This is a genomic window from Actinophytocola sp. KF-1 (assembly GCF_054661535.1).
The window spans coordinates 44,164-67,399 of record NZ_BAAFVK010000007.1; the positions used below are offsets into that span (position 1 = coordinate 44,164).

Here is a 23,236-nt window from a genome sequence, read left to right on the forward strand (position 1 = left end):
TCCCAACACAACCACGTGCCACCATCGGCGGCATGAACCACACCGAGCACGGAAACCGGGACGTCGCCCTGCGCGGCGAGATCCTGCGTACCGTCGTGGGCTCCGGTGTGCACGGAATCGCGATCGCCGGCACCGACGACCACGACGAGATGGGTGTCTACATCGAACCGCCCGCGCACGTCGTCGGGACGGACGGTGCGGCGCGGCACTACGTCTTCCGCACCCAGCCCGAGGGGGCGCGGTCCGGGCCGGGGGACACCGACCTCGTGAGCTACTCGCTGCACAAGTACCTGCGGCTCGCGATGAAGGGGAACCCGACGGCGCTGCTGCCCCTGTACGCACCGGAAGACGCGGTCCTCGTGATCACGCCGCTGGGTACGGAGCTGCGGGCGCTGGCGCCGAAGGTCCTGTCACGGGCCGCGGTGCACCGCTTCCTCGGCTACCTCGCCGCCCAGCGCGAACGCCTGCTGGGGCACAGCAAGGGCAAGGTGCCGAACCGGCCAGAGCTGGTGGCGAGGTACGGCTACGACGTGAAGTACGCGTCGCACGCCCTGCGCCTCGCCTACCAGGGCCTGGAGGTGGCCCGGGACGCGCGCCTCACCCTGCCCATGCCGGACGCCGAGCGGGAGCGGGTGCTGCGGGTCAAGCGGGGTGACGTGGCCGATCTCGACGACGTGCTCGCCGAGATCGCGGACGTCCAGGCCCAGGTCGAGGACCTCCTGGCGACCGGGCGGACGCCGCTGCCCGACGAGCCGGACACCGAGGCGGTCTCCGCGTGGGCGGTCAGCGCCCACCGGCGGCACTGGGGCTGGTGAACGCGGCCGCCAGCCGCCGCATGCCCTCGACGATCTCCTCCGGCGGGTTCGTCGTGAACGACAGGCGCATGGTCGCCGGGTCGGGGCTCGTCGCGAAGAACGGGGCACCGGGGACGAACGCGACGTTGTGGTCCAGCGCCACGCGGAGCAGGTCCGCGGTGTCCACCGCACCGGGCAGGCGCAGCCACACGAACATGCCGCCGTCCGGGTCCGACCACTCCGTGCCCGCCGGCACGGTGCCCGGGAGCGCCGCGATCATCGTGTCGCGGCGTTCCCGGTAGGCGGCGCACAGGCCGGCCACGTGCCGGTCCAGGTCCGCGTTGGTCAGGTACACGGCCGCGGCGGCCTGGTCGATCGTGCTCGTGTGCAGGTCGGCGGCCTGCTTCGCGATCACCGCGGCCGGCATCAGCGACGCGGGCGCCCGCAGCCAGCCCAGCCGCAGGCCCGGCGCGCCGATCTTCGACAGGCTGCCCAGGTACAGCACCTTGTCGCCGTACGTCGCCAGCGCGGGCACCGGCTCGCCCCGGTAGCGCAGCTCGCCGTACGGGTCGTCCTCCACCACCCACACGTCGTGCCGTTCGGCCAGCGCGGCGATCTCCTGCCTGCGCGCGGCGGACAGCGTCCGGCCGCTCGGGTTGGCGAACGTCGCCACCACGTACACGAGCGCCGGGCGGTCCCGCACCAGCACCTCTGCGAGCGCCGAGGGCACCATGCCGTGCTCGTCGCTCGCCACCGGCACGACCCGCGCGCCGGCCAGCTGGAAGCACTGCAGCGCGGCGAGGTAGGTGGGCTCCTCGACCGCGACCACATCACCCGGTTCGAGCAGCGTGGTCGCCACCAGTGTCAGCGCCTGCTGCGAACCGGTGGTGACGAGCAGGTCACCGGGCGCGGTCGGCAGGCCCCGGCGCGTCATCCGGTCCGCGATCACGCCGCGCAGCACCGGGTCGCCCTCGGTGGTGGCGTACTGGAGGTTGCGGCGATCGTCCGCGGCCTTGGCGAACGCGTCCCGCCAACCGTCCACATCGAACAGTTCGGGGGCGGGGAGACCGCCGGCGAACGAGATCACTTCCGGCCGCTGCGTGAGCGCGAGGAGGTCACGGACGGGGGAACTCCGCACACCCTGGAGACGGCGAGCCGGCGACATGCCGCGATGTTAACGAACGCTCACGTGCACCTGCCAGTACCGGCCCACAGGGCGGGACGCCGGGGTGGCTGGTTGGATGAACCGGTACGCCGGAAGCACCAAACAAGGAGGAACGCGCATGGCGCTCGAGAAGCCCGTAGTCGACCCCGTCGAGGGCCCGGCCCCGACCGACCTGGTCGTCGAGGACATCACCGTGGGCGACGGCGACGAGGCGAAGCCGGGCCAGAGCGTGAGCGTCCACTACGTCGGCGTCGCGCACTCGACCGGTGAGCAGTTCGACGCGTCGTGGGACCGCGGCGCCCCGTTCAGCTTCCCGCTGGGCGCGGGCCACGTGATCGCGGGCTGGGACCGCGGCGTGGCGGGGATGAAGGTCGGCGGCCGCAGGCGCCTGGTCATCCCGCCGCACCTCGGCTACGGCGACCGCGGCGCGGGCGGCGCGATCAAGGGCGGCGAGACCCTGATCTTCGTCGTGGACCTGCTCGGCGTCCGCTGAGTCACCGCCCCAGGGCGTCGGTCGCCGACGCCAGCAGCCGGTCCATGATCGGCCACAACGCCAGCGGGTTCTCGACGTGGACGTTGTGGCCGGTCGCGGGCAGCACCACGCCGTCGGGGTCGACCGCGCGCAGCTGGCCGGGCGGGCACATCGGGTCCCGCTCCCCCGCGGCCAGGATCGTCGTGCCCTTCGCCGCCGCGAGCAGGGCGGGCACGTCCGGCGCGCCGACGCCGAACGCCTTCGGGTCCACCGCGACCCGCCAGCCGTCGGCCCCCTCGACCACCCCCGCGTCGGCGCGGGGCGAGTCCGGGGCGACGAGCCCGGCGAGCCCGGCGATCCTCAGCCAGCGGTCGACGGCCTCCGCACGCGTGGCGAACACCCGCTCCGGCCGGGCCGCGACCTCGGCCGCCTTCGCCAGCTCGGCGTCCGACCAGTTCAGCTTGATGCCGACCCCGCACGCGCCCGTGACCTCGAACCCGTAGGTCCCGTCGGCCAGCATCAGCGCCAGCACGCCGCCGAGCGAGTGGCCGAGCACCACCACCTGCCGCCCCGCGGGCACCAGCTCGGCGACGGCGGCCGCCATCGACGCGAACGTGTACTCGTCGAGCCGGTCCGACCGGCCGTGGCCGGGCAGGTCCGGCGCCAGGGTCTCCCCCGGCCAGTTGCGCTCGAGCAGGTCGTGCCAGACCTCGCCGGTCGCGCCGAGGCCGTGGAGCAGCAGCAGGACGGGGTCGCCGCCGAAGTCGTGCCGCGCTAGGTGCAGGTTCGTCACACCTGTAGATCGTGCCCCATGACGGGCCAGAATGGTGATCGTGCCGAGCGACACCGACGTCATCGTCAACCCCGACACCTACACCCGCGGCGTCCCGCACGACGTGTTCGCCCGGTTGCGTGCCGAGGCCGCGGTCGTGTGGATGCCCGAACCGGCGGTGCCGCCGTGGCCGGAAGGGCCCGGGTTCTGGGGCGTGGTGCGGCACGCGGAGATCAAGCAGGTCATGCGCGACCCGGCCACCTTCTCCTCCCACGAGCGGGCCACGCAGATCGTCGACCCGCCGGACGAGAAGGCGCTCGCGTTCGTCCGGCAGATGATGCTCAACCAGGACCCGCCGCAGCACTCCCGGCTGCGGAAGATGCTGGCCCGCGCGTTCACGCCGAAGGCCATCGCCCGGCTGGAGGACAGGATCGCGGGCTGGGCCCGTGAGCTGGTCGACGGGGTCGCCGACGACGGGGGGTGCGATTTCGCGGAACTGGCCGCCGACCTGCCGCTGCGCACGCTCGCGGAGATCTTCGGCGTGCCGCACGAGGACCGCTGGCTGATGTACGACTGGAGCAACCGGGTCATCGGGTACCAGGACCAGGAGTACGCGGTCAGCGCGAAGGCGAGCGCGGACGGCTCGACCGCGATGGCGAAGCGGGCCATGGCGTTGCGGCCGCGGCCGGACGAGCACGGCCTGCTGCCCGACCAGCGGACCCGCGAGGGCATGCCGGACCTGTACGCCTACGCCCACGACCTCGCCGAGCACAAGCGCCGCGTGCCGGGCGACGACGTGCTGACCAACCTGGTCGCGGAGGGCATCACCACCGGCGAGTTCGAGAACATGTTCTGGCTGTTCTCCGTGGCGGGCAACGAGACCCTGCGCAACGCGCTCCCCGGCGGCATGCACGCGCTGCTGTCCCATGTGGACGAGTACCGGAAGGTGCTGCGGGACCGGAGTCTGCTGCCCGGCGCGGTCGAGGAGATGCTGCGGTGGTGGTCACCGGTGATGCGCTTCCGCCGCACCGCCACCACCGGCACCACGCTCGGCGGCCAGGAGATCCGCCCCGGGGACAAGGTGGTCGTGTGGTTCTCGTCCGGCAACCGGGACGAGCGCGTGTTCACCGACCCGGACCGGTTCGACGTGACCCGCGCGCAGAACGACCACCTGAGCTTCGGCCACGGCCCGCACTACTGCATCGGCGCGCACCTCGCGAAGGTGCAGATGCGGGCGTTGTTCACGGCCGTGTTCGACCGGCTCGGCGAGGTCCGCGCGGCGGGCGGGATCACGCGGCTGCGGTCGAACTTCCAGCACGGCGTGAAACACCTGCCGATCGCGTGGTGAAAAGCGGTGCTTTCCCCCGGGGAGCGAGGGAAAGCACCGCCGGCTCACCTAGCAACCACCGCAGTTGTAATAGGTGACGTCCCAGTGGTTGCTTTCCAGGAAGTAGATGTTGCCCGACCCGGACTGCCACTTGTTGGAACCGATGTAGGTGAAGTTGTTGCGGATGTAGTTCCCGACGCACGTGTACATGCTGTAGTCGAGCTTGTAGCCGTTCCAGTGGCTGTAGGTGCCGCTGGCGTGGCCGGTCTCCGTGCCGCCGGTGATGTTCAGCGCGCAGCCGCTCGCCGACTTGAGCGTTTGCGCGCCCTGGATGGTGGCCAGGTTGACCTGCTCGAACGACGTGCAGGTCGAGTTGTAGCGGTCACTGCAGTTGCCGCTGGACGACCACGTGATGCCCGACGAGCGCAGCATCGAGGTGGCCTGTGAGTGGGTCAGTTTCGTCACGTACGGCCCGACGTCGGCGGTCGCGGCGGGACGGTCGAAGACCGGGTCGACCTCCTTCGGCGGGGCGGACGCCTGGGCGCCGACGGCGGTGCCGAGTAACGCGGTGGCCGCCGCGGCGGCGGTGACGAGCGCTCGGAACACGATTTTTCGCATGACGGTTGCTCCGTTCCACGGGCAGGGCCACGCGGGCGGGGATGAGCAGGGGCCACACACCCGCGGGCGGTAGAACGCTTCCGTCAGCGACGTTAGTAGTTAGTGACCAGATGTCATAGTGCTGGATGAGAAATTTTCCAACTCAGTGTTCCCATGGTTCCCAATACGCCCACGGCGCTCCGCGACCGCGAGCCCGAGGGCCACCAGGACCAGCGCGACCGCGGCGAGCATCGCCACCGCGAACCCGGTGGCGGGCGCCCCCGCGGCGGTCGCGACCGCGTGGAACACCGCGGCCAGCAGCGCCGTGCCGACCGCCGTGCCGATCCGCTGCCCGGTCTGGAGCACCCCGCTCGCGACGCCGGCCATGCGGTTCGGCACGCACGCGAGCGTGAGCGTGGTGTTCGGCGAGATCACGGCGCCGCCGCCGACCCCCGCCACCAGCAGCGGCAGCAGGATCGCCCAGATCAGGTGCTCCTCGGCCACGGTGAACCCGAGCAGGGCGACCGTGCCCAGCCCGGCCACCATGAGCGTCAGCCCGGTGATCGTCACGAGCCTGCCGTACCGGTCCACGAGCCGCCCGGCGAGCCACGACGACACCGCGGAGCCCAGCGAGAACGGCGTGACCGCGAGGCCGGACTCGAGCGGCGTGAGGCCCAGATCGGACTGGAAGTACACGGCGAACACCAGCCAGATGCCGGAGAACCCGCAGAAGTAGACGGCGGCGAGCGTCGCCCCGGACGGGTAGCCGGGGGTCGCGGTGAACAGGCGGGTGTCCACCAGCGGCACCCGCTCGGCCTGCCGCCTGCCCCGCTCCCACCGCAGGAACGCCCAGCCCAGCGGTATGGCGACGAGGAACAGCCACCAGAACCGGCTGACCCCGCCGGACTCGGACAGGACGACCGGGAACAGCACGCACAGCACCGTGAGCCCGAGCAGCACGATGCCGCCGTAGTCGATGTCGGGGCGGGTGGTGCGGTGCGGCGTCCTCGGCACCAGCAGCAGCGCGAGCACGATCGTGAGCAGGCCGAACGGCAGGTTCACGAGGAACACCCAGCGCCAGCCGTCCGGTTCGCCCGCGACGCCCAGGATGAACCCGCCGATCACCGGGCCCGCCGCGGTGGACAGACCGATGGTGGCGCCGAGCAGGCCGAACGCCCTGCCGCGTTCCGCGCCGCGGAAGAGGTCCTGGATCAGCCCGCCGTTCTGCGGGGTGACCAGCCCGGCGACCAGGCCCTGCAGCAGCCGTGCGACCACCAGCAGCGTCAGCGTCGGCGCGAGCCCGGCGAACACGCTGGTCGCGACGAACCCGGACAGCGCGACCAGGTACATGGTGCGCCGCCCGAACGCGTCGCCGAGCCTGCCGCCCGCGACCAGGGCCAGCCCGAACGTGAGCGGGTATCCGGACACCACCCACTGCACGCCGCTCTCCGACGTGCCCAGCCCCTGCTGGATGGACGGGATCGCGACGGTCACGATGCTCACGTCGAGCAGGATCATGAACCCGCCCGCGAGCGTCACGACCAGCGCGCGCCATCGCCGCGGATCGGTGCCCGGTTCGTACTCGGTCGGTTGCGTGGATGCTCGGCTCACCACTGATGTCTACCCAGATCGGGACGCGAGTACCACGTGTGTGGTCAACCGCTGGTTCACCTCGCGGACCCGCACCGGTGCGCGCGGCCGCGCGGAGCACCCCCTCGTACCGTCCGATGTGGACGCGCCGGTCAGGCGAAGGGCACCCACGCCAGCCGGCGCAGCGAGTCGAGGTCGCTCACCAGCATGCCCGCCTCGGACACCGTCCACAGCTCGGTGCCGATCACCATCGCCCTGCGCGGCACCAGCGGTCCGCCGTACCGGTCTGAGACGTGCGCGAGCATCCCGGCCTCCCGGAACGTGTTCCCCGCCAGCTTCAGCACGAGCGCGCCGCCTCCCGGCTGGTCCGGCGGCCCGTCCACGGTCACGCCGCCGCTGACCGGCATGACCAGCAGGCCCTTGTCCGGCCAGTAGAGGAAGGCGTGCGGGTCACCCTCCACTTCGGTCCACGCGTTCGGCAGGTGGTACTGGGCCACCCTGCGCGCACCGGCCGGGTCCGTGGTGTCGAACAGGGAGACCTGCGCGCCGGTCGTGCGGCCGGACGTGTCGGCCTCCTGCCCGACGCCGATCAGCCTGCCCTCCCCCGCGCCGTGCAGGTAGGCGGAGTAGCCGGTGATCTTCAGCTCCCCGGTCACCGTCGGCGCGGCCGGGTCCGTGAGGTCCACTGTGTACAGCGGGTCGGTCTGCCGGAACGTCACCACGTACGCGGTGTTCCCGAAGTAGCGTACGGCGTGGATCCGTTCGCCCGGCCCGAGTCCGTCGACGCGACCGACCACGGCGAGCGTGTTCCCGTTCCGCCGCAGCACGGTGATCCCGCTCCGCGTGCCCTTCGCGTCCGACGTCGTGGTCGCGACCCGGAGGTGACCGTCGTGTTCGGACAGCGAGTACTGGTTGAGCAGGGTGCCCGCCACGTGGCCGGACGCCACGTGCACCGGCTTGCCCGCGCCGGAGATGTCGAACTGGTACAGCTCGGTCTGCCCGCCGTCGACCGGGGCCGCGCCCATGCCGTGCGCGACGTGGTCGTCGGCGACGTAGAGGTTGGTGCCGGTGCCGTACACGGTGTCGCCGTCGGCGACGATCGTCACCGGGTCGCCCCTGCCGAGGTCGCGCGTGAGGTCGAACGTGAGCACCGTCAGCATCGCGGTGGCCGTGTAGTCGGCCGGGTGGTGCACGTCGGCGCACTCGGTCAGCTGCCCGGTCGTGGTGCCCGCGCCGGTCTGCAGCCGGTACGCGGGCAGCCAGTCGTCGATGGTCGACGAGGCCACCACGTCCTTGTTGGCGAGCACCGCCTCCGCGGGTTTCACGTCCTGGACCGGGTAGCGGAACTCGAGCCGCGGCGCCGAACGCACCACGACGCGGGCGACGTTCCCGATCTGGCGCGCGTCGAGGTAGCTGCCGTCGAGTGACAGCGTGCCGAGGGCCTTGCCCGCGCCGGTGAGGTCGACGAGCGTGAGCGTCGAGGCGTACGGGACCGTGTCGGTCGGCACGGGTTTCGCCCGTGGCGCCTGCTCGCCCGGCGCGATCGCCACGCCGCCGTCCGCGACGACGCCACCGCCGGACATGACGAGCGCGCGGTCGCCGGCGAGGAGGAGCTCGGTGGCGTACCCGGACGTCAGCGGCACGGCCGCGGTCGGTTTCCTGGACGCGACGTCCACGACCCGGAGCGTCCCGTCGGCGACGCTGACGACCCGGGTGCCGTCGGTCTTCACGAGGTCGGGCTCGTCGACGCCCTTCTCGTGCACGTTCGTCGTGGAGTGGTCAGCGGGTGCCGCCTCCTTCGCGGCCAGGTCCGCGCCCGGCGCCGCGTCGGGGGCGGCGGCCCGCCCGCCGTCCGCCGCGAAGGCACCGTCCTCGACGGCCGGCATGCCCTGGTCGAGACCCCACGGGGTGACCCGCGGCATGACCCGGGACTTCATGTCCGTGAGCGCGGCCGCGCACGTGTCGTAGGCGACGAGGTCGGACGTGGCGTACGAGATCGTGTCCTCGTCGGACGCGCCGGTGACCAGCGCCGCGACCGTGACGCCCGCCGCGAGTGCCGCCCCCACGGCCGCGGTCGGCAACAGCCGGGGACGTCTCGATAAATCGTGGTCCATGACGCCAGGACGGACCATCAGGGCGATGGGGTTGCTCGTTCGGGCGGAAGACCTTGGAAATCCGCCGACCACGCGGTTCACTGGCGTAATGCATCCCTGCCAGCACGTCGCGGAAGCGATCCTCGCGCTGCCGGCCGATCGCGTCCGCCGCGTCGCGATCGACGGGGTGGACGGCGCGGGCAAGACCCACTTCGCCGACGCGCTCGGCAAGGAGCTGTCCGCGCGGGGCACCCACGTGATCCGCGCGTCGGCGGACGGCTTCCTGAACCCGCCGCGCACGCGGCACCGCAGGGGCCGCGACTCGCCGGAGGGCTACTACCGCGACTCGTTCGACTACGGCCGCATGTGCCGCCTGCTGCTCGACCCGCTGAGCCCGGGCGGCAACGGCGAGTACCTGCGCGCCGTGTACGACGTGCGCCGCGAACGCGAGGTGCGCCTGCTGCCGGAACTCGCGCCGGACGACGCGGTCCTCGTGTTCGACGGCATCTTCACCCACCGCGACGAGCTGATCAGGTACTGGGACTACTCCGTGTGGCTCGAGGTCCCGTTCGACGTCGCCATCCCCCGCGGCGCGGGCCGCGGCTACGGCGACCCGAACCCGGCCTCGCCGAAGAACCGCCGCTACATCGAGGGCCAGCGCCTGTACATGGCCGAGTCCCACCCGCGGACCCGAGCGAAGCTGGTCATCGACAACACCGACCTGGCCAACCCCACCCTGACCCCTCGCGAGTCACGCTCTCAGACATAGCGAGTTGCCGGTTTCGTGCACCTCGGACCTGCACGAAACCGGCAACTTGGTGTGCGCGAGAGCGTGACTCGCGGTGTTCTCAGGCGTCCCCGGCGGCGTTCTCGGCTGACGCGTGTTGCCGCTCGGCCAGGAAGTGCGCCACGTCCGCCGTCGCCGGGTACAGCTCGCGGTACCGGGCGTAGAAGTCGTCGTAGACGCCGTCACCGGACGGGTGAACCACGTGGTCGTCCGGGTTCCAGCCCGTGACGTCCACGCCCGCCGCGCCCGCCGCCAGCATCGCGTCGCCGAGCGCCGCGCCGACCGTCTCGGCCGGCACGACCTGCGCCTCGCCGGTCACGTCCGACACGATCCGCGTCCACAGCCCGCCCTGCGTGCCACCGCCGACGGCCACCAGCCTGCGCGCCGGGCCACCGGCCGCGCGCATGACCTCCAGGTTGTGCCGCACGCCGTACGCGATGCCCTCGAGCGCCGCCCGGTACAGCTCCGCGCGCCCGTGCCCGAGCGTCAGCCCGGCGACGACGCCCCGGGCGGACGGGTCGAAGATCGGCGTCCGCTCGCCCGCGAAGTACGGCAGCAGCAACAACCCGCGGCTGCCGGCGGGCACGTCGGCCGCCTCCGCCACGAGCGTCGCGAAGTCCGTGCCGACGAGCTTGCGCAGCCAGTCGGTGACCGCGCCCGAGGTCGCCATGCCCGCCGCGAGCGACCACGTGCCCGGGTACACCCCGCTCGTCGTCCACAGCGCCGGGTGCGGCGCGGGCTTCGCGATCACCTGGACCAGGAACATCGTGGTGCCGTACATGACCATCACGTCGCCGGGCTCGCGCACGCCGACGCTCGTGGCCTCCGCCCACGCGTCGACCGTGCCCGCCGTGACCGGCAGCCCCTCGGGCAGCCCGGTCTCGCCGGCGGCGGCCGCCGTGACCGTGCCGACGACCTCGGTCGGCCACGCCAGCTCCGGCAGCCGCAACCCGGGTGCGACGACCTCCGCCCAGTCGTGCGCCCAGTCGAACGCCGACTGGTCGTACATCGGGTCGCACTGGCTCGCCGAGTGGTGGTCCAGCACGTACCGCCCGGTCAGCCGGTGCACCAGGTACGAACTGGCCATCAGCAGCAGTTCGGTGCGCGCCCAGACCTCCGGCTCGTGCCGCGCGAGCCAGCGCAGCTTCGGGCCGACGGCCTGGCTGGAGAGCGGGGTGCCGCCGCGCCGCAGGATCTCCTCGGCACCCAGCTCTCCGGTCAGTTCGGCGATCTCCGCGGTCGCCCGGGTGTCGACGCCGTAGAGGATCGCCGGGCGCAGCGGGTTCCCGGCGCCGTCGGCCGGCAGCAGGACGGGACCGATGCCGCTCACCGCGAGACCGGCGACGCGGTGGCCGGCCGCGGTCAGCTCCCTGGTGATCGCGAGGAAGTCGGCCCACCACACGCCCTCCGCGTCGTGCTCGACCCAGCCGGGCCGCGGCGTCGACGTCTCGTGCGCCCGCGACGCCCGCGCGACGATCTCGCCGTCCGCGGTGACGAGCACGCCCTTGGCGCTGGACGTGCCGATGTCGACGCCGCAGAAGACGTCAGCCACGGGTGAACTCGTCGAGGGTCACGTCGAGGAGCTCGCACACCGCGCGCAGCTCCGCGCGCCGGTCGCCGGGCACGGCGTGGATGTGGTTGGCGCCGAAGCGGGACAGGAACACCTCGGCCGGCGCGTCGAGCCGGGCGAAGGCGTGCGGCCACTCCGGCGTCGACATCTTCATCAGCGCCTCGGTGGTGGCGTCGTCGTAGTTCTCGAACTCGCCGAGCATCAACTGCAGCCGGTACCTGCCGTCGTTGCGCGTCAGCCTGGCGAGCGTCATCTGACCGGGTGCCGCCACGTGCTGCACGGACGCGCCACCGGCCGGGAAGAAGAACACCTCCGGGTACAGGTGCACCTTGGCGAGGTTCTCGGCCGGGTCGTCGCTGCGGGCGGCGTACCAGGTGGCGTGCTGGCCGGAGTTGCAGAGGTCCCAGATGTCGCGGTCGCCGTGGTAGTGCCGGACGTCGGCGAACAGGACGGGTGTGCGCGCGACGTGCTTGAGGATCTGCATGGTCAGCGCGCCGTCCATGTCCGCCTCGGTGGCGCACACGTGTGGTTCCTTGGGCCCGTTCCAGTCGTACGGGTCGTTGAGGAACGCCTCCGCGATGTCCATGGTGGCGAAGTACTGGGTCAGCTCCGGCTGGCCCTTGATGCCGGTGAAGTCGAGGTGCCACTCGTCGATCAGCTCACGCATGGCCAGGTAGGAGCCGATCTGGCGCTCCAGGAGCTCCTCGGTGAGCTTCTTGCCGTCGTAGTGCACGGTGGCGTGCTGCTCCAGCCACCGCCGTGCCTTGGTCTTCTCGGCCTGGTCGGCCAGCTCGGCGCGGCGGACGATCTCCCACTGGTCGATCTCCTCGACGTCCACGCCGAACTGCCGCTGCCACTGGTCGGTGTTGGCGGTGGCGGTGTTCATGCCCATGGGGCGGCCGCCGATCCGGCCGAACGTCTGGCCGCGGAGCGCCTTGACCGCGTGCGCGGCGGTGGCGCGGACCCCGATGGCGGCGATGAGGTCGTCGTCCTCCGGGTCGCCCCACAGCCGGGTGTGGGCACGGCCGACCTGGTCGAGCGCGCCGCCCGCGGCCAGCATGCCGACCATGCCGGGCTGGACCGGGTCGATGTTCGCGAGCAGCAGCAGCGGGCTGGTGAGCTGGCCCGCGGCGAGCATCGTGAAGTGCGGGAACGCCCAGACGCAGTAGTGCAGGACCGTCAGGTCCACGCCCGCGGCCTCGACCTCGCGCGCGAGCGAGGTGGCGAGGGTGTTCGCGGAGACGGGCTGCCGCGCGCGGACCACCTCGTGGCCGGCGGCTTCGAGCTTGCGGACCAGCTTGTCCTCGTTGGCCACGATGAAGTCCGCGATGCCGCCGTGGACGTAGTCCCGCCCGTCGGAAATGTTGATCACGCCGATACGGGCCACGGGTGTCCTCCTGCATCGTCGCCGGGGGTCTGGGGGTCGCCCCTCGGATACTGCTGTGAGTAATCGTTTTCTCAGAAGCTATTCTGAGGCCAGGATCGTGTCAATAGCGGTCGGCGTAGGGTCTTCGCAGAGGTGGGAAGCGAGGCGGTAAGTGGCGACCATCAGTGACGTTGCCGCGCGGGCAGGCGTGTCGACGGCGACGGTGTCCCGCGCGTTGAACGGGAAGTCCACAGTGGACCCCGAGTTGGCCGCGCGGGTGCTGGCGGCCGCGCAGGAGCTGGGCTACCAGCCGAACGGGCCGGCGCGGAACCTGCGTCGGCAGGAGGCGGCGGTCCTCGCGCTGATCATCAGCGACGTGGAGAACCCCTTCTTCACCGCGATCGCGCGGGGCGTCGAGGACGTGGCGCACAGCGTCGGGTACTCGGTCGTGCTGTGCAACACCGACGAGGACGCGGACAAGGAGCGCAAGTACGTCGACGTGGCGATCCAGGAACGGGTCGCGGGCGTGATCATCTCCCCCACCGCCACGGCGGCGGGCGTGGAGAACCTCGCGCGGCGCGGCACGCCCGTGGTGGCGGTGGACCGCCCGCTGCCGGACCGCGAGAGCGACACGGTGCTGGTGGACACCCGCCTGGCCGCCCGGCAGGCGACGACGCACCTCATCGAGCAGGGCTACGAACGGATCGGCTGCATCACGGGCCCGTCCGGCGTCCGCACCGCCGACGACCGCCTCGCCGGCTACCGCGATGCCCTCAAATCGGGCAAACAACGCAGCTCACCCCGACTGGTGCGACGGACGGAGTTCAAGGCCGCCGGCGCGCAGAAGGCCGCCGCCGACCTGTTCTCGCAGGAGGAACCGCCGGACGCGCTGCTGGTCGCCAACTCGGCCATGGCGATCGGCGTGCTGGAGGCACTGCGGACACACCGGTTGCGCCCGGGGCCGGACGTCGGCGTGGTGGCGTTCGACGACGTGCCGTGGGCCGGGTTGGTGGACCCGCCCATGACGGTCGTCGCCCAGCCCGCGTACGAGATCGGGACGGTCGCGGCGCAGCTGCTCCTGGCGAGGATCGCCGACAACACCCGCGCGGCCACGACGACCACGCTGGGCGCGCGCCTGATCGAACGGGGCAGCAGCCACCGCGGCTGACGGCGTCACCCGAGAAGGCGGCCGACCTCCGCGATCGTCTGCTCGTCCAGGTCGTCGGCCGGTGCCTCGATCGCCGTGCGGTACTCGTACTCGTCGCTCAGCCGCACCAGCGGCTGAGCCTCGTCGACGCCGTGGTGGCCGAAGGTCGTGTGCGCCCAGTGCGCGAACTCGTCCGGGGCCGTCTCCCCCGCCACGACCCGCGACGCCACCGCCCGCAGTCCGGCCAGGTCCGCCTCCCGGGAACCCCGCTCATGGCAGGGGATGCCCAGCTCGGCCAGGGCGGCCGCCAGCACGAGCGGCACCTCCTCGTCCGCGTGGCGGTACGGCACGGCCGCGAGTTCGGCGACCGCGAGCCCGCCCTCGCCCGCGACCAGCAGGTCGCACGCCGCGCGGACGATGTCGCCGGCCGTGCGCGCACCGACGTACCAGAGCGCGACGACGTCCCGCATCCGCGCGGCTCCGGAGTTCACGCAGACATGATCACGCGTTCGCGGGTGCCCCGGCACCCGGTTTTCCCCGGCGATTCCCGAAGGGGACGCCTTCGCCGCCGTGGGGTTTCGGCGAAGGCGTCCCGCTCGGGTCCCCGGCTCCGGTCAGCCTCGGGACAGTGCCCGGTAGGTCGCCGCCGACCAGGCCGGTCCGCCTGCCGCGGGCCGGATGGTGACGGTGACCGACGACTTCCCCGCGGTGGCCGACGCGGGCAGCTCGAAGCTGTCCTCCAGCCACCTCGAGTGCGTGTTGCCGAGCGGCTGCAGCCACTCGCCGACCCGCCTGCCGTCCACCAGCACCGTCGCCCGCTGGTACGCCGCGTTCTGGTCGCCCAGCCGCAGCAACCGGACGCCCTCGTTGTCCCGCGCCACCTCGACCGTGAACGACACCTCGCCCGTCGCCGACGTGACCCCGTGCGTCACCGGGGTCTTGTCGCCGCTGCCCTCGAACGTCGACGTGAGCTCGCCCCGGGTCTCCCCGGCGGCGCGGTAGTCGTGCGCGCCGCGGCTCTCGTCGGACGACGCGTCGACCGCGTCGGTCTCGGAGAACGTTTTCCCGGCCGTGCCGTACCAGTACGCCGTCGAGCTGTAGTCCGCCGGTTCGTTGTCCACCGGGCCGTGCTCGATGTCGAAACGCAGCGAAGAACCGAACGACACCGCGTCGCCGACCATCAGCCGGTACGCGCCGGTGCAGTCGTACCGGCAGCCGTCGCCGTCCAGCTCGTACGCCGGGTTGCCCGCCTCCGGCATCACGTACGTGGTGCCGTCGCGGAAGTACCAGCCCGACTCGTAGAAGTCCTCGCTGCCGGTCCCGTACAGCGCCGGGCTCTTCGCGCCGTCGACGTACACGGTCTCGTCGCCCTCGAGGTAGTTGCGGCGGTTGCCCGACGGGATGTCGCCGCGCATCGAGTGCGTCACCCCGTAGAACACGCCGGTGCCCTCGGCCGTCAGGAAGTTCCACGACTGGTCCGGCACCGTCGCGGCGCGCCGGTGGGTCGCGTTGAAGTACCCGAGCCTGCCGGACGACAGGTCACCCGCGACCGACCGGTCCGGCGCCGACGTCACCTGCACCGCGGCGCCCGTGATCGGCACGCCACTGCCGTTGACCAGCTCGAACGTCGCCGACCGGCCGTAGGGCATCGGCCACCACGCGGTGTACCAGCCGTCGGCCGTGGCGTCGATCGACGAGAACAGCGTGCGGGTGTCGTACTCGCCGAGCCCGGAGCCGAAGAACTCGCCGACCGGCGCGTCGACGGTGGTCGTGCCGTCGAACGTGGCCCGCAGCCGGGCGCCCTCCAGCACCGCGTCCGACGCCGTGACCCGCGCCGCGTCCGTCGGGTAGCGGTACACCCGCGAGCCTTCCCAGCTCTGGTTGCGGATCGTGTACCCGTGCGCCTTCTCCTCGCCGTCGTGGCCGGGGCCGAGGTCGAGCACGTCGGTGCGGTTCCACGAGCCGCCGACCTTCGAGTGCACGTCGTAGCGGAACTCGTTGACGTCCAGCGCCGACGACACGTACTCGACGCTGACCTTCAGCGACGTCTTGCCCTTCGACACCGACGCCGGGACCTCGATCACCTGGTCGAGCCACTGTCCACCACGGACCGGTCCACTGTCGACGGTGCCGACCGCCGTGCCGTCCACGACGATCCGCGCCACCTGGTTGGCGATCACCGGGTCGATCCGCCTGGTCAGCCGCACACCGTCGTTGTTGCGGTCCACGGCCACGGTGAACGCGCTGCTGCCGCCCGCACCGAACGCGCGGCCGTCGTCGCCGACCCGCGGGCTCGCGACCACCTGCGGCAGCCGCACCCGCACCTGCGACACCCAGCCGGAGCCGGACAGCGACGCCACGGACGCGGTCGCGCCCGCCGCCACGTCACCGGTGAACCGTGTCACCGAGGTGTCCCGCATGCCGGGCTTCGGGTCGCGGACACCGAAGCCGCGCAGGCGTTTCACCACGTCCTCGGCCTTGTCACGCGGGTCGAACGTGGTCACCCCGCGCGCGTCCGGGAACTCCCGGTAGGTCACGTGGTAGAAGAACGGGTCCTTCTGCACGGTGACCCGCATCGACTCCCGGTACGGCATCGGCACCTTGACCACCGAGCCGCCCGCGGTGTCGTCGCCGTTGCCGACCAGCGGCCACACGAACGGCGCGCCCGCCTTGCCGTCGACCAGTTCCTGCAACAGCTCGTCGACCACGACGCGGCCGTCCAGCTCGACCTTGATGCGTCCGTTGTGGACCATCGAGCCGTAGTCGCGGGTGAACCACATCGAGTCGATCTCCCCTGCGCCCTGGCGTTCGGCGATCACGCAGCCGTCGGCGGAGTGGCGCAGGCACGAGTAGGTGTTGTTGAAGCCGTCGTTGTTGCCGCCGGTCCGGTCGAAGCTGGAGAACTGCCGCACCTGGGCGTCCGGCCGCAGCCGGGCGGCGGCCGTGAGGTCGCGGTAGGTCTGCCAGCCGACCGGGCCCTTGTCGCTGTGGGAGTCCGTTGTGGACGGCTCGGCGGGCGCGGCCGGCGCCGCCACGAAGGCGGCGGCGCCGACCAGGGCCGCGAGCAGGATTCTGCCGCGCATCAGCTGTTGGCCTCGTTGTAGACGGTGGCCGCGTTGTCGACCGTGATCAGCTGCGTCTCGAGCGTCTGCTCCTTCGGCACGTCCTGGCAGTCGATCAGCAGCTTCTTGGCCGCGTCGATGGCCTCGGCGCCACCGGTCGGGTAGATCAGCGTGGCCGACAGGCGCCCCTGCTCGACCGCCTTGAGACCACCGGACGGGATCGGCAGGCCGTCGATGCCGATGAACTTCATGTTCTTCTCGATGCCGGCCGCCTTCGCCGCGAGGTACGCGCCCTCGGCCATCGGGTCGTTGTGCGCGTACAGGACCTGGATGTCCGGGTGCGCCTTGAACAGCGCGTCCGCCTGCGCCTGGCCCTTCTCGCGCAGCCAGTCGCCGTCGACGCTCTGCACGATCTCGATGTTCTTGCCCTCGATGCCCTCGCGGAACCCGTCACCGCGTTCCTTCGCGGGCGTCGAGCCGGCGAGGCCGCGGATCTCGCCGACCTTGCCGCCGTTGGGCAGGAGCTTCTCGGCGACGTACTCCCCCGCCGTGCGGCCGATCTCCACGTTGTCGGCGCCGATCCACGTGGTGTAGGCGTCGCCGTCGACCTTGCGGTCCAGGACGACCACCGGGATGCCCTTGTTGTAGGCCTTGGCGACCACGGCGGTCAGCGGCGTCGCCTCGTTCGGGCTGATGATCAGCAGATCGATCTGCTTGGTGAGGAAGTTCTCCACATCGGACACCTGCTTGGCGTTGTCCTGCTGCGCGTCGGCGAACTCCACGGAGAACTGCGGCACCTTCTCGGCGGCGGCCTTGATGTCGTCGTCCATCCGCTGCCGGTACGGCTCGGCGACGTTGGCCTGGCTCATGCCGATCGTGTACTTGCCGTCGGGACCGCCACACTCGCTCTTCTGGGCGTCCCCGCCACCCTGGCCGCTGTTCTCGCTGGTCGTTCCACATGCGACGGACAGGCTGAGCGCGGTGGCCGCGGTGAGCACGGCGGCCACGGCACGACGACGGGCCATGTCGGATCCTCTTTTCCTGGTTTGTGACAGACGGGTGGTGCGGAAACGTGCCTGGTCGGGTCAGACGGTCGGCCGCAGGCGCTGCAGCCCGGCGGCGACGACGATGACGAGCCCCTTGACGAGCAGCTGGACGTTCGGGTCCACGCCGTGGAGCCCGAGGAAGTTGTTGAGCACACCGAGGAGCAGCGCGCCGGCGACCGTGCCGACGACCGAACCCCGGCCACCCATCAGGCTCGTGCCGCCGATGACGACGGCCGCGATCGCGTCCAGCTCGTAGCCGAACCCGTCGTTGGGGCTGCCCTGGTTGAGCTGGCCTGCGTGCACGATGCCCGCCAGCGCCGCCAGGAACCCGCAGATGCAGAACACGGTGACCTTCACGCGGGTCACCGGCACACCGGAGAGCCGCGCGGCCTTCTCGTTGCCGCCGATCGCGTACACGTGGCGGGCGAACGCGCTGGTGCGCAGGAACACGATCGCGACGACCGCGACCACCGCGAAGATCAGCGCGGGGATCGGCACGATCCCGTTGAACGTGCGCTCCCCCAGCAGGGAGAACGTCACCGGCGCCTCGCCGGGCCCGTCGCCGTACGCGATGGCGACGCCCTGCCCGCCCGACCAGATGCGTGCGATGCCCCTGGCTATCTGCATGCCGGCGAGCGTCACGATGAACGCCTGGATGCCGAACAACGCGGACGCCATCCCTTGCAGGAAGCCGAAGAACAGCCCGATCGCGAGCACGATCACGACGGTCGCGACGACCCCGAAGTCGTCGTTCACCATCAGCACGGCCGACCCGACCGCGGCGAGCCCGAGCACCGCGCCGACGGACAGGTCGATGCCGCCGACGAGGATCACGAACGTCATGCCGACGGCCATGATCCCGATCTCGGACATCGCGCGGACGACGTTGGCGAGGTTGTCCGCGTTGAGGAACAGCAGCTCGCCGTTGTGCCGCGGCGAGAACACCACGGCCACGACGAACACCGCGACCAGCCCGAAGAGGCTCTGGAAGCGGAACAGCGCGTTGACGAAGTCCCGGCGCGGCTTCTTCCGCGGTGCGGGCGGTTCCGGCTCGGCACCGGCCTGCTTGGTCGTCACCTCGCTGGTCACGCGACTCCTCCTTCTCCCGCCAGTGCCGCGTCGCCCATGGCGGCGGCGAGCAGGTCGGCCTCACCGGCCTGCCTCGTGTCCAGCTCCCGCACGCTGCGCCCGCCGGACAGCACCACCACCCGGTCGCACACGCCGACCAGCTCGGCCAGCTCCGACGACGCGAGCAGCACCCCGATCCCCTGCTGCGCCGCCTCGCCGAGCAGCTGGTAGATCTCCGCCTTCGCGCCGACGTCGACGCCGCGCGTCGGTTCGTCGAGCAACAGCAGGACCGGTTCGGTCAGCAGCATCCGGCCGAACACGACCTTCTGCTGGTTGCCGCCGGACAGCGTGCCGACCGCGTCGCCCATCGAGCCGAGCTTCACCTTCAGCTCGTCCACGATCCGCCGCACGGCGCCGTTCTCCCGTGCCCGCGGCACGAACCCCGCGCTGCTGATGCGATCCACAATGGACAACACGGTGTTCGCCGTGACCGAGTGCTCCAGCGACAGGCCCGCGATCCGCCGGTCCTCCGGCACGAGCGCCATGCCGGCGCGCAGCGACTGCCGCGCGCCGCGCGGGTGGAAACGCTTGCCGCGGAACAGGATCTCGCCGCGCAGCGCGCCTGGGGACCCGGCGCCGTACAGGGTCTCCAGCAGCTCGGTGCGCCCGGAGCCGAGCAGCCCGCCGACACCGACGATCTCGCCCCGCCGCACCGACAGGCTGATGCCGTCCGGTTCGCGGCGGCCGGGGCGTTCCCGGCGCGGGGTGAGCGCGAGGCCGGTGACCCGCAGGATCTCCTCGCCCGGCTCGACGTCCCTGGTGCGGAACATGGCCTGGACCGGCCGGCCGACCATGGCCTCGGCGGCGGCCGCGGCGGTCATCTCGCGGGCGTCGAAGCCGGCGACCACGGCGCCGTTGCGCAGCACGGTGGCCCGGTCGGCGATGCGGCCGATCTCGTCCATGCGGTGGGAGATGTAGACGATGCCGGCGCCCGCGCGGCGCAGCTCGGCGATGACCGTGAACATCTGCTCGACCTCGACCGGCGAGAGCGCCGACGTGGGCTCGTCCATGATCAGGACCTTGGCGTCGAGCGACAGCGCCTTGGCGATCGTGACCAGCTGCTGTTCGCCGGTGCGCAGCTCGCCGACCGGCCTGCGCGGGTCGAGCGCGACGCCGCACCGCTCCAGGAGCCCCCCGGTCACCTGGTTCATGCGGCGCCGGTCGACCGTGCGCAGCCGGGTCCTCGACTCGCGGCCGAGGAAGATGTTCTCCGCGACGGACAGCGCGGGCACGAGGTCCAGCTCCTGGTGGATCATCGCGACCCCGGCGCGCTGCGCGTCGGCGGGCGAGGTGAACCGCACGGGTTCGCCGTCGATGGCGATCGACCCGTCGTAGTCGGTGACGTCGCCGGAGAGGATCTTCATGAGCGTCGACTTGCCCGCACCGTTCTCGCCGAGCAGCGCGTGCACCTCGCCCGCCCGCACGGTGAGGTCGATGTCGCGGCAGGCGCGCACACCGCCGTAAGACTTGCTGATGCCGATCATCTCGACCAGCGGTTCGACAGCGTTGTCCATGCTCCCTCGTCGCCAGTCGTCAGCGTCTGGGAAATCGATTACCCGAGACGCTAGGGCCGCACCAGGACGGTGTCAACCCCCGCGAGTCCCCCCTTCAAAACCCGCGAGTCTCCCGCCCAAGACCCGCGAGTCTCCCGTTCATGACCCGCGAGTCTCCGAGGGTTATTCAGAAGTGTTGATCTTGTAGACAGCGCAACAGCCCCACCTGGTTAAGATCGTTTTCCTCTCACAGAACACGACTGACCAGGGTGGGGCTGTTGCGGTACGAGTCTACGACGGGTCTTGATCATGCTCAGATTCAGGAGTTGGTCGCCCGGATTCACCAGGTCATGGCCCCCGCGAAGCGGGGTCGGCGGCCGGTGCTGGGGTTGTACCGGCGGGTGCTGCTGACACTGGTGGCGCTGCGATCGAATCTGTCGCAGACGATGCTGGCGGACTGGTTCGGGATCTCCCAGCCCACGGTGTCGCGGATCTATCGGGCGATGTTGCCGCTGCTGGAGCAGGTCACCTGTCTGCACCGGCCACCCCTGCCCGAGGTGCTGGCCGGGCGGGTGGTTGTCGTGGACGGCACCATCGTGCCGGTCGGGAACCGCCGCAAAGACCGGGCCACCCACGAAGCCAACTACTCCGGCAAACGCCACACCGCAGGGCTGAACGTCCAGGTCCTGTCCGACCTCAACGGCCAACTCCTCGCGGTCGCCGAACCCGTTCCGGGCCGCACCCACGACCGCGCCGCGTTCACCGCCACCGGGTTCAACCAACTCCTCGCCGACATCGAGACCCTCGGCGACCTCGGCTACCAGGGCACCACGGTGATCCGGCCGCGCCGCAAACGCCCCGGTCACGCCGACCACGACCCGGCCACCCAGGTCTGGAACCGCAGCATCGCCGCCCTGCGGGTCGCGGTCGAACGCGCCATCGCGCACTGGAAGAACTGGAAAATCCTCGCCACCGGCTACCGCGGACGACTCACCGAACTCCCCAACCTCATCCGCATCATCACCACCCTCGAGTACTACCGCCTCGGCTGGTAACCCACTTCTGAATAACGCTCTCCCGTTCAGAACAGCCGAATCGACGGTTCGGCGAATGGCCGATGCGCGCACGAACCGCCAACTCATCGGCCCCGAACGGGAGACTCGCGGGTTCCGAGAGGAAGACTCGCGGGTTCTGGGCGGGGGACTCGCCGGGAGGGGGCGCACGTTGGCGCACGGGTGTGCTAGTTTGGGTGTATGTCTGCTCTGCGGTCTGCGCTTGCCCGGGCTGGGCTGCGGGTCGAGGCGGACGAGTTTGTCGCACTGGTCGAGGACGCGGCCAAGCGGCTCTCCCCTGTCGACCCGCGGCCCGGGGACTACTTCTCCGCCGAGCAGCGGGCCGCGTTGACGTCGGTCGGGCTGGATCTCTCGCCGCAGAAGCACGGGGAACGGGACGTGCGGGCGCGGACCGTCGCGCTGCAGGCCGTGCTGCGGGACACCGCGCTGACCGTCGCCGGGGCCGCCGAACGGATCGGGGTCGACGCCAGCCGGATCCGGCACCGGCTGGCCGAGGGGCAGCTCGTGGGCTGGAAGGACCGCGGCGGGTGGCGGCTGCCGGTCTGGCAGTTCACCGACGACGACGTGCTGCCCGGCCTCGGGACCGTGCTCGCCGACGTGCCGGCCGACCAGCCCGCACTGGTGGTGGCCGCGTTCATGACCACGCCGCAGGCCGCGCTCGGCGACCCGCCCGTGACCCCGAGGGACTGGCTGCTGGCGGGCGGGGCGCCGGAGAAGATCGCCGCCCTCGTGTCCGTGCTGGGGACGCCTGCCTGACGTGTCCCGACTCCCCCTGCCCCCGTCCGCTTCCGTGCTGCGCGCCCGCCTGCGCGTGCACGAGGACGTCGTCGCGCTGCCCACGTCCACGCGCCTCGTGCGGGTGTTCGTCGCCGCGGGCGCGCACCAGCAGCGGTGGAACACCTTCCGCCACACCGGCCCGCTGCCGCACGCGCGGTTCGACCCGCAGCCACCGCCCCCGGCCGGCGGCGTGGTCACCACCCCGGAGCACGGGGTGCTGTACTTCGGGCTGTCGGTGCGGACGTCGATCGCCGAGGTCTTCCAGGCCTCGTCCATCGTCGACCGGTCGACGCGGCGACCCCACCTGGCCGTGTTCGCGCCGGTCCGGCCGCTGCGGCTGCTCGACCTGTGCGGGCTGTGGCCGACCAGGGCCGGGGCGTCGCAGGAGATCTCCAGTGGCCCGAAGGACATCACGCAGGCGTGGGCGCGGACGATCCGCGACGCGTTCCCCGACCTCGACGGCCTCTGGTACCGCTCGTCGATGGACTCCGGCGACCCGGCCGTCTGCCTGTGGGATCCGCCCGCGGGCGACGCGCTGCCCCTGACGCCCGAGGTGCTGCTGCCGCTCGACTACCCGGGCCTCGACCTGCCGCTCGCCCGGATCTGCGACTCGCTCAACTACGTCCTCAACTGAGGGTGGAGTAGGGGTTTCCCCAGCGTCGAGCCGGGGGGTTTCCCCGGTGTGCCGACGGGCTCGCGAACTTATCGTAAGGAACGAGCCGGCTCGTGACTCACATCACAGGAACAAGGAGGACGTGATGAACGAGCCAACCCCACACATGCCGAACCGCCCGCGGGTGTGGCTGGTGGACGGGATCGGGACCACCCCCGACCCCACCGACCTGCCCGCCGTCCGGGACACCTGGCTGCGTACCTGGCTGCCCGGCACCGACGGGAACTACCACACCGCGGACGGTCGGCACCACGCCACCTGGGCCGAGCTGCACGCGCGGTGCGACCTGGTCGAGGTGGCGTGA

Annotated in this window: 21 protein-coding genes; 9 read left to right on the plus strand and 12 right to left on the minus strand. The window is 71.6% G+C overall.

What is annotated here, in order from left to right:
- Positions 1 to 32 precede the first annotated feature (32 nt).
- Positions 33 to 815: a nucleotidyltransferase domain-containing protein gene (locus ACYQ77_RS21780; protein ID WP_459714094.1), complete on the plus strand. Its 783-nt coding sequence runs from the start codon at positions 33 to 35 to the stop codon at positions 813 to 815.
- Here ACYQ77_RS21780 and ACYQ77_RS21785 read toward each other — a convergent pair.
- The gene (locus ACYQ77_RS21785; RefSeq protein WP_459714096.1) at positions 784 to 1,959 is read right to left on the minus strand and encodes an aminotransferase-like domain-containing protein; all 1,176 of its coding nucleotides are present in this window, start codon (positions 1,957 to 1,959) and stop codon (positions 784 to 786) included. The two genes, ACYQ77_RS21780 and ACYQ77_RS21785, sit on opposite strands and share 32 nt — an antisense overlap.
- 118 nt (positions 1,960 to 2,077) lie before the next feature.
- Between ACYQ77_RS21785 and ACYQ77_RS21790 the strand changes: the two genes are divergently transcribed.
- Positions 2,078 to 2,452 carry an FKBP-type peptidyl-prolyl cis-trans isomerase gene (locus ACYQ77_RS21790; protein WP_459714098.1) on the plus strand — a complete coding sequence of 125 codons (375 nt, stop codon included), beginning with the start codon at positions 2,078 to 2,080 and terminating at the stop codon, positions 2,450 to 2,452.
- A 1-nt stretch (position 2,453) separates the two neighbouring features.
- On the opposite strand, the gene ACYQ77_RS21795 is transcribed toward ACYQ77_RS21790, so the two are convergent.
- Positions 2,454 to 3,224, minus strand: a complete 771-nt coding sequence (locus ACYQ77_RS21795; protein WP_459714100.1) for an alpha/beta fold hydrolase — start codon at positions 3,222 to 3,224, stop codon at positions 2,454 to 2,456.
- Between the two features lie 40 nt (positions 3,225 to 3,264).
- Here ACYQ77_RS21795 and ACYQ77_RS21800 point away from each other — a divergent pair, with 40 nt between their 5' ends.
- Positions 3,265 to 4,551, plus strand: coding sequence for a cytochrome P450 (locus ACYQ77_RS21800; RefSeq protein ID WP_459714102.1), 1,287 nt, complete (start codon positions 3,265 to 3,267; stop codon positions 4,549 to 4,551).
- Between the two features lie 48 nt (positions 4,552 to 4,599).
- On the opposite strand, the gene ACYQ77_RS21805 is transcribed toward ACYQ77_RS21800, so the two are convergent.
- The 3 genes from ACYQ77_RS21805 to ACYQ77_RS21815 all read right to left on the minus strand — a co-directional run bounded on the left by ACYQ77_RS21805 (position 4,600) and on the right by ACYQ77_RS21815 (position 8,831).
- Positions 4,600 to 5,148 (minus strand): hypothetical protein, encoded by a 549-nt coding sequence (locus tag ACYQ77_RS21805; RefSeq protein WP_459714104.1) that lies wholly within the window; start codon positions 5,146 to 5,148, stop codon positions 4,600 to 4,602.
- A gap of 99 nt (positions 5,149 to 5,247) precedes the next feature.
- The gene (locus tag ACYQ77_RS21810; protein ID WP_459714106.1) at positions 5,248 to 6,738 is read right to left on the minus strand and encodes an MFS transporter; all 1,491 of its coding nucleotides are present in this window, start codon (positions 6,736 to 6,738) and stop codon (positions 5,248 to 5,250) included.
- Between the two features lie 131 nt (positions 6,739 to 6,869).
- Complete coding sequence (locus ACYQ77_RS21815; protein WP_459714108.1) at positions 6,870 to 8,831, minus strand: beta-propeller domain-containing protein; 1,962 nt, start codon at positions 8,829 to 8,831, stop codon at positions 6,870 to 6,872.
- A gap of 88 nt (positions 8,832 to 8,919) precedes the next feature.
- Between ACYQ77_RS21815 and ACYQ77_RS21820 the strand changes: the two genes are divergently transcribed.
- Positions 8,920 to 9,579, plus strand: coding sequence for a nucleoside/nucleotide kinase family protein (locus ACYQ77_RS21820; protein WP_459714110.1), 660 nt, complete (start codon positions 8,920 to 8,922; stop codon positions 9,577 to 9,579).
- Positions 9,580 to 9,658: 79 nt separating this feature from the next.
- Here the strand turns inward: ACYQ77_RS21820 and ACYQ77_RS21825 are convergent, their stop codons facing one another.
- Positions 9,659 to 11,149, minus strand: a complete 1,491-nt coding sequence (locus ACYQ77_RS21825) for an FGGY-family carbohydrate kinase (RefSeq protein WP_459714112.1) — start codon at positions 11,147 to 11,149, stop codon at positions 9,659 to 9,661.
- Positions 11,142 to 12,554: an L-fucose/L-arabinose isomerase family protein gene (locus ACYQ77_RS21830; RefSeq protein WP_459714114.1), complete on the minus strand. Its 1,413-nt coding sequence runs from the start codon at positions 12,552 to 12,554 to the stop codon at positions 11,142 to 11,144. Before ACYQ77_RS21830 ends, ACYQ77_RS21825 begins: the two co-directional genes overlap by 8 nt.
- Positions 12,555 to 12,705: 151 nt before the next feature.
- Between ACYQ77_RS21830 and ACYQ77_RS21835 the strand changes: the two genes are divergently transcribed.
- A complete protein-coding gene (locus ACYQ77_RS21835; RefSeq protein ID WP_459714116.1) occupies positions 12,706 to 13,701 on the plus strand; it encodes a LacI family DNA-binding transcriptional regulator in 996 nt (331 codons plus the stop codon).
- Positions 13,702 to 13,706: 5 nt separating this feature from the next.
- On the opposite strand, the gene ACYQ77_RS21840 is transcribed toward ACYQ77_RS21835, so the two are convergent.
- The 5 genes from ACYQ77_RS21840 to ACYQ77_RS21860 all read right to left on the minus strand — a co-directional run bounded on the left by ACYQ77_RS21840 (position 13,707) and on the right by ACYQ77_RS21860 (position 20,430).
- Complete coding sequence (locus tag ACYQ77_RS21840; RefSeq protein WP_459714119.1) at positions 13,707 to 14,171, minus strand: hypothetical protein; 465 nt, start codon at positions 14,169 to 14,171, stop codon at positions 13,707 to 13,709.
- A 123-nt stretch (positions 14,172 to 14,294) separates the two neighbouring features.
- On the minus strand, positions 14,295 to 16,763 hold the full coding sequence (locus ACYQ77_RS21845; RefSeq protein WP_459714121.1) for a glycoside hydrolase family 172 protein: 2,469 nt from the start codon (positions 16,761 to 16,763) through the stop codon (positions 14,295 to 14,297).
- Positions 16,763 to 17,767 (minus strand): substrate-binding domain-containing protein, encoded by a 1,005-nt coding sequence (locus tag ACYQ77_RS21850; RefSeq protein WP_459714124.1) that lies wholly within the window; start codon positions 17,765 to 17,767, stop codon positions 16,763 to 16,765. Before ACYQ77_RS21850 ends, ACYQ77_RS21845 begins: the two co-directional genes overlap by 1 nt.
- A 60-nt stretch (positions 17,768 to 17,827) precedes the next feature.
- Positions 17,828 to 18,877 carry an ABC transporter permease gene (locus ACYQ77_RS21855; RefSeq protein ID WP_459714126.1) on the minus strand — a complete coding sequence of 350 codons (1,050 nt, stop codon included), beginning with the start codon at positions 18,875 to 18,877 and terminating at the stop codon, positions 17,828 to 17,830.
- On the minus strand, positions 18,874 to 20,430 hold the full coding sequence (locus tag ACYQ77_RS21860; RefSeq protein WP_459714129.1) for a sugar ABC transporter ATP-binding protein: 1,557 nt from the start codon (positions 20,428 to 20,430) through the stop codon (positions 18,874 to 18,876). Before ACYQ77_RS21860 ends, ACYQ77_RS21855 begins: the two co-directional genes overlap by 4 nt.
- Before the next feature lie 329 nt (positions 20,431 to 20,759).
- Here ACYQ77_RS21860 and ACYQ77_RS21865 point away from each other — a divergent pair, with 329 nt between their 5' ends.
- From ACYQ77_RS21865 to ACYQ77_RS21880, 4 genes are all read left to right on the plus strand, one after another.
- Positions 20,760 to 21,464, plus strand: coding sequence for a transposase family protein (locus ACYQ77_RS21865; protein WP_459714131.1), 705 nt, complete (start codon positions 20,760 to 20,762; stop codon positions 21,462 to 21,464).
- Positions 21,465 to 21,662: 198 nt separating this feature from the next.
- A complete protein-coding gene (locus tag ACYQ77_RS21870) occupies positions 21,663 to 22,238 on the plus strand; it encodes a DNA-binding protein (protein ID WP_459714134.1) in 576 nt (191 codons plus the stop codon).
- A gap of 1 nt (position 22,239) precedes the next feature.
- A complete protein-coding gene (locus ACYQ77_RS21875; RefSeq protein ID WP_459714135.1) occupies positions 22,240 to 22,893 on the plus strand; it encodes an RES family NAD+ phosphorylase in 654 nt (217 codons plus the stop codon).
- A gap of 124 nt (positions 22,894 to 23,017) precedes the next feature.
- Positions 23,018 to 23,236 (plus strand): hypothetical protein, encoded by a 219-nt coding sequence (locus ACYQ77_RS21880; RefSeq protein ID WP_459714137.1) that lies wholly within the window; start codon positions 23,018 to 23,020, stop codon positions 23,234 to 23,236.